At 48.4% G+C, this 11,492-nt stretch carries 10 protein-coding genes; 1 reads left to right on the top strand and 9 read right to left on the bottom strand.

Annotation, left to right across the window (positions count from 1 at the left end; genetic code table 11):
• The first annotated feature begins 26 nt into the window (after positions 1–26).
• A complete protein-coding gene (locus tag HMPREF3179_RS10465) occupies positions 27–758 on the top strand; it encodes a transporter substrate-binding domain-containing protein (RefSeq protein WP_070471120.1) in 732 nt (243 codons plus the stop codon).
• A 74-nt stretch (positions 759–832) separates the two neighbouring features.
• On the opposite strand, the gene HMPREF3179_RS10460 is transcribed toward HMPREF3179_RS10465, so the two are convergent.
• The 9 genes from HMPREF3179_RS10460 to HMPREF3179_RS10420 form a co-directional block, all read right to left on the bottom strand.
• Positions 833–1,468: a T6SS amidase immunity protein Tai4 family protein gene (locus tag HMPREF3179_RS10460; protein ID WP_083290754.1), complete on the bottom strand. Its 636-nt coding sequence runs from the start codon at positions 1,466–1,468 to the stop codon at positions 833–835.
• 108 nt (positions 1,469–1,576) lie between these two features.
• Positions 1,577–2,560: a hypothetical protein gene (locus HMPREF3179_RS10455; protein ID WP_070471117.1), complete on the bottom strand. Its 984-nt coding sequence runs from the start codon at positions 2,558–2,560 to the stop codon at positions 1,577–1,579.
• Between the two features lie 43 nt (positions 2,561–2,603).
• Positions 2,604–3,158, bottom strand: a complete 555-nt coding sequence (locus HMPREF3179_RS10450) for a thermonuclease family protein (RefSeq protein ID WP_246824450.1) — start codon at positions 3,156–3,158, stop codon at positions 2,604–2,606.
• Positions 3,159–3,272: 114 nt separating this feature from the next.
• On the bottom strand, positions 3,273–5,174 hold the full coding sequence (gene tssF / locus HMPREF3179_RS10445) for a type VI secretion system baseplate subunit TssF (RefSeq protein ID WP_070471115.1): 1,902 nt from the start codon (positions 5,172–5,174) through the stop codon (positions 3,273–3,275).
• A 13-nt stretch (positions 5,175–5,187) separates the two neighbouring features.
• Positions 5,188–6,012 (bottom strand): type VI secretion system accessory protein TagJ, encoded by an 825-nt coding sequence (locus tag HMPREF3179_RS10440; RefSeq protein WP_244912555.1) that lies wholly within the window; start codon positions 6,010–6,012, stop codon positions 5,188–5,190.
• Positions 6,013–6,022: 10 nt separating this feature from the next.
• A complete protein-coding gene (gene tssC / locus HMPREF3179_RS10435) occupies positions 6,023–7,522 on the bottom strand; it encodes a type VI secretion system contractile sheath large subunit (protein WP_070471112.1) in 1,500 nt (499 codons plus the stop codon).
• Positions 7,523–7,533: 11 nt separating this feature from the next.
• Entirely contained in the window at positions 7,534–8,070 is a 537-nt protein-coding gene (tssB, locus tag HMPREF3179_RS10430) for a type VI secretion system contractile sheath small subunit (RefSeq protein ID WP_070471110.1), read from the bottom strand.
• A gap of 84 nt (positions 8,071–8,154) precedes the next feature.
• Positions 8,155–9,183 (bottom strand): type VI secretion system protein TssA, encoded by a 1,029-nt coding sequence (gene tssA, locus HMPREF3179_RS10425; RefSeq protein WP_246824448.1) that lies wholly within the window; start codon positions 9,181–9,183, stop codon positions 8,155–8,157.
• Between the two features lie 68 nt (positions 9,184–9,251).
• Positions 9,252–11,492 (bottom strand): hypothetical protein, encoded by a 2,241-nt coding sequence (locus HMPREF3179_RS10420; protein WP_070471108.1) that lies wholly within the window; start codon positions 11,490–11,492, stop codon positions 9,252–9,254.

Here is an 11,492-nt window from a genome sequence, read left to right as displayed (position 1 = left end):
AAATTTAATCTTTAGAGGAGAGGATAATGCAGGACCAACTCGATTTAAAAAAGATTTTCGCTCCCACCGGTGAACTTCGCGCTGTGATTAATCTGGGCAATGCCATTCTCGCAAAGCCAGGCACGGAGCATGAAGTGGTACGTGGTGTATCGGTTGATTTGGCAAAGAAATTTGCCTTGCAATTAGGTCTACCGTTGAAGTTAATTCCGGTTAAAAAGGCCGCGGAGGCGGTTAACTATATCGCCACCGGCAATGCCGATATCGGTTTTTTTGCCATTGATCCGGAGCGTGCCGAGTTAGTTAGCTTCACCCAACCCTATGTTGTGATTCAGGGTGGCTATATGGTGCCTCAACACTCATCGATTCAAAGCATTGAGGAGGTCGATCATAAAGGCAAGCGGGTGGTGGTCGGTCAAGGTAGTGCCTATGATTTACATCTAAGCCGAAGCTTAAAGCATGCTGAAATTATCCGTGCCGCCAGTTCTCAAGAGGTGGTTGATCATTTCTTGGCTCATGGCTACGAAGTCGCCGCCGGCGTAAAGCAACAGCTGGAATTAGATGCGGCACGTGTTGGTAGCGCAGTACGCATTTTACCCGGTCATTTTATGGAAATTCCTCAGGCGATGGGGGTCGCTAAACAACGCGGTGATTTAGCGGCGGACTATCTCAATCAATTCGTACAGCAAGTGAAAGCCAGTGGTGAAGTACAGCAAATTTTAGATGCCAATCAAGCACAGGGTGCCATTGTCGCTAAATAGCCAGCGCTCACCCGGTGAGGGCGAGCAAGCAAGCGGTGATGGATAGTGCGTTATCAGCACCTCGACCGCTTGAGCTACGGTATGACCGCATGATCTTCGGCATAGCTGCGACTGGGATCAATCACATGGGCCTGCGCCAGCTCCTCCAACTCCGCACTATGATAGAGATCGAGGCACTTGAGTAGCTGTAATTTCGCTTGCTCGCTCGGCGCTTGAGGCATTAGCTGCTCGCTCTCAGCCCCCATCTCTGGCTCGTCTGAGGTACGACTAGCCGCGCGATACGGCCTTTCTAAATAGCGGCTAACTAGGGGTGGCACCTGGCTCAACATCGCTGCCAACTCATAGCGACTCCAACTATGCAATGCAGCGGCCGTATACAGCGCATCGGCTGCTACCTCTGCACTCTCATGATAAGCCGTACTGATGCAATAGGCTAAGACCTCATCTTTGAAAACCTGCTGATAACTCCTTGCCGAGGCAGGACTCACATCCACGATGTCCGGATCAAAATCTCGTAACTTCTGCAACACGGCGTAATCCGGTGCTTGCGCTTGCTCTTGCGCTTGAGTCTCGCTCTGAGTAGCCTCATCAGTCAGTGAGGGCGGCTCCTCTGCTGTAGCAGCAAACACCAAGGAGCTCAAAGCAGCTAGCACGATCATTGTGCTAAGCGCTAAGGCAGCGTGCATACGATAACAAGTCAATCCTCTCATCACGACGATTCCTATCAATAACAGCGATGCTAGTTAGACCGTACGCCATCTTAAAGTTCAACCGCCTACCTTGCGACCTGAGCACAAAGCTCAAGCAGCAGTGATGAATTACTCAATCACAATGCTTGGTTGATACTCATTAAAGAATTGCTCAGGACGCATCGCCCCCATCAAGGACAACATCATAAACTCTTCAACGCTGATTGGCTTCACCACGCTCGCCTTAAATTTGATATCAGAACGTTGATTGCTTAAAAAATCGAATAACTTAGTGCATGCACTTTCAAGATCATCGACCACCATCGCAAGGCCAGCTGTATTAATACACTCCTGCTTAGCCTGCGCCAGCTTCATTTGCACCATTTGCTCGCGCTCTGATGCTGTCAGCGTGGCTTGCTCATCAGCTAATTGCTGCTTTTCAACGAGCTGCATCAGCGACGGTACACCACCTTTATCCTTCAACTCTAAGCTCAGATCCTTAAGCGTGATTTTAGCTAATAAGCTCATCAATTCAGGGGTCATTTCCTCTACATCAGGATTAGCCGCTAAGTAATTTGATAGATCTAACACAGCGGCAGGATTAGCCAAATTTAACATGCCCCCCACTTCTAGAAAATCCGGAATCAGCACACTTGATTTAAGCGTCACCTCCCCAGCTGCGCCGTCCAATTTATAGTAAGAAGCCACATCAAGATGCTGTGGTGCGGGCTTATCAATTTCTGCGAACAGCGCATTTAACTCCTCCTGGAACAGCTCACCACTCACATCCACGATGTTTTTAATCGTAAAATCGACCTCCTGAAAATCTTGCTCCTCCTTGAAACGATTTAACTTGACTTCATCCGCACTGAGTAACAGCTCACCCTCATCGTCCAATAAAGTTACCTTGTGCAGCGTGACCGTGCCACTAGGACTGGCCTCTAATTTGGCGTAGCTCAGTCTATCTTGTAGCTCATGCTGCACTAAAAATTGCTGCACTTCCTCTTCGACTCGATTAGTGGCAGTTTTTTGTATAAAGAACCAAGCGCCCACGGCAATCAACGCCAGTATCACCAGGATGATGACGGGTTTTTTAATTGTTGACTTAGCCATTACTCACCTCTCTTAAAAAAAAAATTAAACTTAAAGGATCATGCTACTTACGCTGTTGCCGCCTGTACTCCCAAGGCGCCAAAGGATTAGCATCACGCCACAGCCCAAGTCTTTCGTGCTGCGCAGCTTGCTGTGCTTCAAGGTACTGATTATCCCTCACATACCGGGTATAGGCCCAAGCATAGCCCTGTCTGACCATATACAAATTGACATTAGTATCACCAATAAAAACCTCGGCTAATAAGCGTTGATAGCGATCCCTACCCTCAATCTGCAGCCGTACTTCCTTCGTCGCAATCAAATCAGCTAAGGCCTCCTTGGCCACACGGGAAAAGGGCTGTTTCTGCTCCGGCGCATCAATTTGTGATAAACGCACCCGATGCTGCTTATGATTCATGTCTAGCAAGGTGATGCTATCCCCATCTGAGACTTTGACCACACGTCCCGTTAATACGGACTGCGCTGCGGCCTCCCTCACCTCCACCGACTCAGCCGTCGCCTCGCTTGCTTGATACAGCAAGCGAATTGCGCTTTGGTTTTGACATGCCAATAAGAGATTAAGTACTAACAGCAGTAAGACGCTAAAACGCCATAGCATGACTAATTTGTGCTTTGCATTATCCATTTAGCTAGTATATAAACAAATGGCGCATCAACGCACAAAAATCCCTTAATTTGTCCTAGCGTATTTTAAGCATCGTGGCACCAGCACTTAGGCCACTGGTCTAGCACCCATACGCGGTTGCCAACGGGCGATTTCACCGCGCTGCAGGGTTTTTAAAACCAACTCCGTCATTAAATTAATTGAGACATGACGGGCAAAGAACTGCTCTAACACCGCGCCTAATAAATACGGGCTGATACCTGAAAAGGCCAGCTCATCTAACTCAAGCTCTATTTTTACACCGCGCCCATATAATATCGGCCCTGGCATTGGTATACGGTGGTGCATTGGGGTAATCGAGACCTTACGAATACCGTTAATCTGCTTGCTAATACCGCTATCAGCCACATTGGCATAAATACGCAATAACTCACGCAAGGCTGCCGCACCTTGCTCCTCATCTAAATCCATCAAGCTGGAATAATTTAAATTTAAATGACTAAGCAAGCGCCAAGCATAGGCGCCACGCGCCAAGGCCGGTCGCGGTTTAGAAGGATCACGTAATAAACTCAGGCCCTGTGTAGGCATAAACTCGCTAAAGCGAAAATCAATCTTATCACCCGCTCTTAATAACAAGGGCAAATCGCGATTGGTACAACTTAAGTTCAGCGACAAGGCCTCAATCTCTTGGTCAAAGGGTGGCTGTTTGGGGTCAGATAGGCTGATAAAAACCTCGCTGCCGATATACGAAGTACGGGTACCGGAGCGCTGCGCCGTATCCGATAGTTGGCGCTCTTCTCGTCGCACCGAGAAATAGCCATGCTGCTCATCACTATCAGCACCTAAAGCTCTAAACATCTCTTTAAATGGCTGACTACCACCTTGACCCGCACGCATAGCCTCCACCCGATCCACACTATAGACCTCATAATCCATGGGCTTGGCGCGCTCTGGCACCACATGATATTCATGTAAATTAGGCGTCACGGCGATGCGATTTGCTTTATAAGGAAATAAATTGATAATAGGTGCACAATTCAGCAAAAAGTTTTCAGCTGAAACATTAGCCTCTAAATCATAAAAACTCTGATCAAACAAAAATGTGATTTCAAAGTGCTTATTATCCTTGTCTTGAATCAACTCCTCTGGTAGCTTTAGGCCTTTTAGTAAGTTATTGATACTGAAAAACATAAAGCGTTGAGGAAAGGCAAAGTACTCATGCAAAATACGATAACCGTGAAACACGCGCGGATCTAATGGCAGCATCGACTGCTCTGAGTCAAAGCCTTCATGCTTCACTGCGCTTTTATCCAAACGATTCATCCATCGCATTGGTCGTGCATCATCATGACACACTACCGCAAGGGTATGCGCCATGATCAATTCCAGCAATTGATGGGTAATCATATCATTGCCATTTAGAAAAAAGCTCAGCTTATCAAAGTCCTGCAAGCCACTCAGGGTGGCGCCACCCTCCACCTTAAAGCGCATACGCAAGGAGCTCATCACCACCGGCTGATTGCGCCCGTTAAAACCCATGCGCTTAAGCGGTAAATCAACCGGCACACCACTGATTTCTGCTTCTTCCAAAGTGAGCGGACGCAATTCTTGCGCTTGCCCCACCGTAAAACGAAGCTCCTTATCATCGTTCAGGCGTGCGCGTAACACCGTACCCCGTTTGACCTTAAAGCCTTGATTTAGATTACCCCGCTTAGTGTCTGGATGAAATTGCACTACCGACATAGAGGGCGTAGGTGCCACGTAATGTGGGTGTAGCACCTCTAATAGATTTTGCGTAAACTGCGGAAACTCGGCATCCATTTTCATATGAATGCGTGCAGTTAAAAAGCTAAAACCCTCCAATAGCCGTTCAACATAGGGGTCAGAAACCTCAATGCCCTGCATCCCTAGCCGACCAGCGATTTTGGGATATTGCGCGGCAAACTCCCTGCCAGCCTCGCGAATATAATTCAATTCGCGATTATAGTATTCTAAAAACTCACTATCCATGGGCGCTTAACACTTAATTGCCTGCATCAAAACGAATCTCAGCAATTTCCAATAGACCGTACTCGTTGCTATCACTCATCAGCATTTTTTGGCCCAGACCCTGATAAATAGTTTCAGATAAGGCAATCCACTCAGTACGCGCTACTAAGTTTAAGGCATCGGTCTGACTAGCATAATCGAGCTGAGCAGGATAGCGTGCAGGCACCAGACCCACATGTGAGCGGCCATCCAGCATCAATACCTCAGTTTGCACCCACAGCAAATCGCTAAGCCCTTGTGCTTGAATCAAACGCAGACTGGCAATCGCCTCAAACGGAATCCAACCATAACGGCCATTACTCATAAATTCAAGTAAGGGACCTAAGCGTCCATCCCCATCGCACAACCACTCAAACGCCTGCGTCTGCTCGCTATTATCATGCCTTGTTAGCACACCGCCAATCATGGGCGCCATGTCTAAGGCTTGTTGCCTAAAGGCAGCCGCTTGGTCCGGATTGTCTTCTTGTAATGCTTGGGTCAATAAGGCAAACCACTCAGGCGGCGTGCCAAAAACCGCTGGCATCGCCTCGCCTGCAAACACCTTTGCTCTTTCGCTCTCCGCATTCATGGCATTGATATAAATCATCGCTACCGGTTGCGCTTGCGGATTCATTTCGGCACTGAGTTTGAGCTGATCAACGGCCCGTTGCCAGTCGCCTTTGAGGGCTAATACTTGAAACAACTGGGCACGTAGATCCGCATTATCCGGCTTTTTACGCACCGCATTTTTGATCTCTGCAAGCACCTCATCAATCGAATGTGTCTTAAAAAGCTGAGTGCTTAAGGCTGCTTTCATCATGATTTCCTAATTACTTCTCACTGTCTTTTAACGAAGGTAACTTAGACACTAAGCGCAAGGACACCGTTAAACCCTCTAGTTGATAGTGTGGGCGCAAGAAGAACTTAGCTGCATAGTAACCGGGATTATCGGGTAGCTCAGTCACTTGCACCTCAGCCGCCGCTAATGGCTTACGCGCCTTGGTCTCTTGTGAGGAGTTAACCGGGTCACCATCCACATAGTTCATAATCCAGTTATTTAACCAACGCTCCATATCGTCACGGTCGGTAAATGAACCCACCTTATCGCGCACAATACACTTCAAATAGTGAGCAAAACGGCAACAAGCAAATAAATACGGTAAACGAGCCGCTAAACGGGCATTGGCTGTTGCATCCTGATCATCGTACTCGGCTGGCTTTTGTAACGATTGGGCACCGATAAAGGCAGCAAAATCCGAGTTTTTGCGATGTACTAATGGCATAAAACCGTTTTTAGCCAATTCTGCTTCACGACGGTCACTAATGGCAATTTCAGTAGGACATTTCATATCCACCCCACCATCATCGGTCGGGAAGGTGTGTGCCGGTAAACCATCTACCGCACCACCGGACTCAACCCCGCGGATAGAAGTACACCATCCGTACTCCTTAAATGAACGGTTGATATTGGCAGCCATCGCATAAGCGGAGTTAGCCCACGTGTAGTGGTCGTGATTGGCACCATCCACCGCTTCTTCAAAATCAAACTCATCCACGGGGTTCGTACGTGCACCATAAGGTAAGCGCGCCAAAAAGCGTGGCATGGTTAAACCAAGATAACGCGCATCGTCAGATTCTCTTAAACTACGCCAAGCGGCATACTCGGTATTACTGAAAATCTTGCTTAAGTCACGCGGATTAGAGAGCTCTTGCCATGAGTCCATTTGCATCACCGATGGTGCGGCCCCAGAAATAAAAGGACAATGCGCCGCTGCACCGATCTTAGCCATTTCACCCAATAGTTCAACATCTTGTGGGCTGTGATCAAAATGGTAATCACCGACAATACAACCAATAGGCTCACCACCAAATTGACCGTACTCCTCCTCATAAATACGCTTGAAGATAGGGCTTTGGTCCCAAGCAGCACCCTTAAAACGCTTTAAGGTACGGCCTAACTCCTTTTTAGAAATATCCATAAAGCGGATTTTCAAGAGCTCATCGGTCTCTGTGTTATTAACCAAATAATGTAAGCCACGCCAAGCGCCTTCGAGTGCCTGAAACTCTTGATGATGCAGGATTTTATTAATCTGCTCGCTCAGCTTTCTATCAATCTCAGCAATAATTTCTTGAATTGTCGAATAGGCGTCAGATGTTAGCGTGACCGTATTTTCCAAGGCCTGCTGAGCTAGGGTTTTAACCGCATTTTGTACAGCGTCACGCGCCTCATCGGTTTTAGGTTTAAACTCTTTTTGTAACAGCGATGCCAGACCATCCTCTGCACCAAGCTGTTGTTGCATTTCAACATCTTTTAAAGAACTTGTACTCATCCCACTATCTCCTAGTTCTCATCATCCGTGGTGGTTTTTTCTGCTGTTGTATTTGGTGCAGCGGCTAATGATTTTAATAAGGTCGGATTTTGTAAAACCTGGTTAATCAGCTCTTCAGCACCGATTTTACCGTCCATATAGGTCAGTAAATTAGCTAATTCCGTACGCGCTTCGAGTAGCTCTGCTAGGGGCTCAATCTTACGCGCCACATTGGCTGGATTAAAGTCCTCCATGCTTTCAAAGGTCATATCCACATTTAAAATACCATCACCAGTTAAGGTGTTTTCAACCTGCATCGCAACACGTGGTTTAATGGATTTCATGCGATCGTCAAAATTATCGATGCTAATCTCCATAAATTGACGCTCACTCACATCGGTCCTAGGTACTTCTGATTTACCTGCCAAGTCAGCCATTACCGCCATAACAAAAGGCAATTGGATAGTACGTTCAGCCCCGTAAATTTCAACGTCATACTCAATTTGTACTCGTGGGGCGCGGTTACGTGAGATAAACTTCTGACCGCTTGCGGTTTTTTTACGTTGCATGTAAATCCTCCAAAAAACTAATCTTTAAACCTAAACGATGTTGCTATGATGACGATAATTATTCGTCGTTATCCTCTGTTTTTGCTAACCAAATATCGAACTGCTCATGACTGCCCGCACCAAGTTTTTGATCATGTCGTAAAAGTTCAACGGTATGGTTTGTTGGACTCGACGGATTAAAAAAGGCGCTGGATGACTGGGCTCATGCACTTCAAAGTAACTACAGACCTTTTCCAAAGCTAAGATGGCATCGGCTCGCGTACTGATACTGAGCTCTTTCCAAGATACCTCCTTAATTGCTTCTACTTTGCTAAGTTGGCTAGCTTGATGGCTCGACTCGCCCGCATGTTGCGCACTGCTCGATTCCTCAGGCGCTGAGCTAGCTTCAGTGCTGGCGGGCTGTGGATTGCCAACGACGTTCATAATGACGTCGAACAACTGAAGGGCTTGATTAAATTCGGGACGCCATTCATGGTCTAGCTTTTCAAGCACCAGCTCCTCAATCTGCCGCAACCAGCTGTGCGCCTGATAAAGGGCATTGATCTCAGCCTCATCAGTAATTTTGGCTTGGCTCAGCATCTCTGCTAAACGACCGCGACCACCCGGAAAATCCGTTTTTGAGCCATCAATAACCTGCTCCGCCTCGCGCAAGCTGAGCTGACCATAGGTGCCACTTAAAATCGGTGCAGAGCGTAAAATACCTAACACACCATCAACGGTCACCAAGGCATTAAGCGCATTAATTCTGGGCAATGGATCCTCATAACCGTCATCCTCAACCAAAGGCGGGTGAATTCCATCCCAAAACGCACTAATGGCCTTAAACACGATTTCCAAGCCATTGGCATAGCCCGGCAAGCCATGTTGTGCCGCCCATGTGCGTACCAGCATCTCCAATACCCGTACATCACATGTTTTGGCGCACAGTGCTAAGGCTTGGCGCTCTGCTTGATTCCACTCGGGTGACTCCGCTTCAATAATGGTGTCACCGAACTGCTGCTCAGGCTTATACTCCAAGGAGCGCGTCAAGGCCAAAAACTCTTGGCTATACTCTAAGTTCTCACCGCAATTTTCATTACTAAAAGAACCGGCAATTTCTTCAAACGTTACCATAATCGACGATCTTAACTTTTGATTATTAACTTAATATGACGACCATATGACATTGACATGACAGCCCGCTATTCAAAATGATGGCTGATGGTAGTACGGCCACCCGATTGAATCGTGACGCTGGTACGATATGCCGGCAAATCACCATTGGTCACGACCACGCTATAAGTACCTGGCGCTAGGCGTATGCTATTACGCGGTGGACTAGCACCATAGCCGCGACCATTGATACTGACATTACCCCAAGGGCGAATATCTAAGTTTAAGGTGCCCATGGCCTGTTGACGCTCACGTCTTTCCTTATCCGCCTGCACTTGTGCCTGTAGGCGCTGACGTTCTTTTTCCTCCTGCTCTAAACGCAACCGCTCTTGTCGTTCTTCACGCTCTTTTTCAGCCGCCAGACGACGTTCCTCAGCCTCACGCTCCAAGGCTTGCTGCTGCTGACGCTCAGCATCCTGTGCAGCCATTGCATTATCGTTGCCCAGCGTACTTGTTGCAGGCGACTCCGTTGGCTGATTTTGTGCTTCTGTCACGCTTGATGTGGCGGTGGTGGCGCTTGCGGCGGCTTCGTCCCGCACCAGCGCCTCCTCGGATACAGCTGCAGATGGCGTCTGCTCTACACCTGCCACTGTAGCTTCTGATTCGCTCGCTGTAGCTTCTGTCGTCTCCTTTTCCTCCGCAGGCGCTGTCACCAAACTGCTTAACAAGGTGGCATCCGAAGACGCTGGCGACGGCTCTTCGCTATCACTAAGCGCTTCCTCCTGTACTGCGGTTTCTACGTTAGGAGCCGGCGCTTGATTTGCTTGCTCCAGCTGCGGCGTAGGTGCTGCCGTCGATAGCGATTCCATGGTGCCTTGCATGCTCTGTTCGGTTTGTGCTACTTGTGTGTTTACAGCGCCGCTAACTGCTTCAGCTTGGGCTAATGCCGCTTGTCTTGCTTGCTCTGCCTGAGCTTCAGCTGCTTCTTGCATTTGTGCAATTTGCGCTTCTATCGCCTCTTGTTGTTGCTCACTATCTTTACTAAACAATAAATAAAAGAGCGTACTTAGAATCACAACTAAGGCAATCGCCGCCGCCGGATAGATCAATAGTTTTGAGGATTTTTGAGGACGTTTTTGCAATGATTGCTTCTGCGCTTTTAAGGAGTCAAAAGGCTCATCCGGTGCTGTTGTTGATCCCTCAGCATCCGCACTGGTGCCCACTTCCTCTGCTGGGGTCGTGGCTGATGTAGGCGTTAACGGTGACACACTGCTCGTCGCCGTGGTGGCTGTGGCTGTATCACTCGTCATCGCACTGCTTTCTCTTGGCTCTGCTGAGCTAGACCCCTCAGCCGTCGTGGACTGTTGCGTTGCTGCTTCAGCGGGTGGCACAGCAGTTAGCGGAGCCCCTCCCATACCTAATTCCTCTAGACCGATGGAGGCATCCTCTGCCTCTGCTGCGCTTGTGACTAGATCGGCAGACTGAGTCTGCTCCATCAGCGGCGCCTCCTCAAGCGGCTGAGCCTGAGCAGTGTCCGCTTCCTGTCGAGCGCTTGGCTCAAGCACGGTTGCTTGCTCTGATGCGCTGTCTTGTGTTAGCGCTGCCGCCGGCACATCGCTTACGGTCTCATCTGACCTTAGATCACCCAGCGGGGCAACTGCAACCTCCTGCACTGGCGTTGGCGTCGCCACCACTGAGGCAGTAGTAGCGGACAGCGGCGCTTCTGTGATTACTTGTGTGCGTAGCCCCGGGGCATGTTGCAGCGGTGGCAAACCAAGTAACTCACTAAACTCATCAATGGTGCTGATACGATCCTTAATTTCAATCGCCGTCGCCATATCAATGGCACGTAAATATTGTCGATTAAAGCGATCTTCCAGGCCCAAGTTGGTCAAACGTTCTTGCTCATTAACTAAGCGATTAATCGCACTTAACGGTTGCGTTTTTAAAATTAAAAAACGCATTAAGGTCGCCAAACCATACACATCCGTATGTTCACCTAAAGGCCAAGCCGCATCCTCGGTAAATTGCTCAAACGCTGCACACACGGGTAATAAGGGTTGCTGATCAAGCTCTTTGCTTAGCTGCTGACTAACCCCCGGCAACAGATGAAAGCGCCCACTTCCATCTTGAAAGATCGTATCTAAAGACCATAGCCCATAATAGCGATTTTGCTGATGTAGTTGACTCAGTCCTAAGCGTAAATCTGCCAGTAAGTCTTGCAAGTCTCCAAGACTGACCTTATCAGTCCACAATGCGGTTTGCCGTAAGGGTTTCCAAGTCGCAGGCACCTGACTAAGGGCTTGGGACACTTGTACATTAATCAACAT

The organism is Oligella sp. HMSC09E12 (genome assembly GCF_001808505.1).
GTDB lineage: Bacteria > Pseudomonadota > Gammaproteobacteria > Burkholderiales > Burkholderiaceae_B > Oligella > Oligella urethralis.
Note: the sequence above shows the minus strand (reverse complement) of the source record. Positions and strands in the feature narration are given on the sequence as shown.

Bases quoted from the DNA above. Each gene is read 5' to 3' on its own strand.
- HMPREF3179_RS10465 (WP_070471120.1), top strand. From the start codon at position 27: ATGCAGGACCAACTCGATTTAAAAAAGATTTTCGCTCCCACCGGTGAA.
- HMPREF3179_RS10460 (WP_083290754.1), bottom strand. From the start codon at position 1,468: ATGAGAGGATTGACTTGTTATCGTATGCACGCTGCCTTAGCGCTTAGC.
- HMPREF3179_RS10455 (WP_070471117.1), bottom strand. From the start codon at position 2,560: ATGGCTAAGTCAACAATTAAAAAACCCGTCATCATCCTGGTGATACTG.
- HMPREF3179_RS10450 (WP_246824450.1), bottom strand. From the start codon at position 3,158: ATGCTATGGCGTTTTAGCGTCTTACTGCTGTTAGTACTTAATCTCTTA.
- tssF (WP_070471115.1), bottom strand. From the start codon at position 5,174: ATGGATAGTGAGTTTTTAGAATACTATAATCGCGAATTGAATTATATT.
- HMPREF3179_RS10440 (WP_244912555.1), bottom strand. From the start codon at position 6,012: ATGATGAAAGCAGCCTTAAGCACTCAGCTTTTTAAGACACATTCGATT.
- tssC (WP_070471112.1), bottom strand. From the start codon at position 7,522: ATGAGTACAAGTTCTTTAAAAGATGTTGAAATGCAACAACAGCTTGGT.
- tssB (WP_070471110.1), bottom strand. From the start codon at position 8,070: ATGCAACGTAAAAAAACCGCAAGCGGTCAGAAGTTTATCTCACGTAAC.
- tssA (WP_246824448.1), bottom strand. From the start codon at position 9,183: ATGGTAACGTTTGAAGAAATTGCCGGTTCTTTTAGTAATGAAAATTGC.
- HMPREF3179_RS10420 (WP_070471108.1), bottom strand. From the start codon at position 11,492: ATGTTGATTAATGTACAAGTGTCCCAAGCCCTTAGTCAGGTGCCTGCG.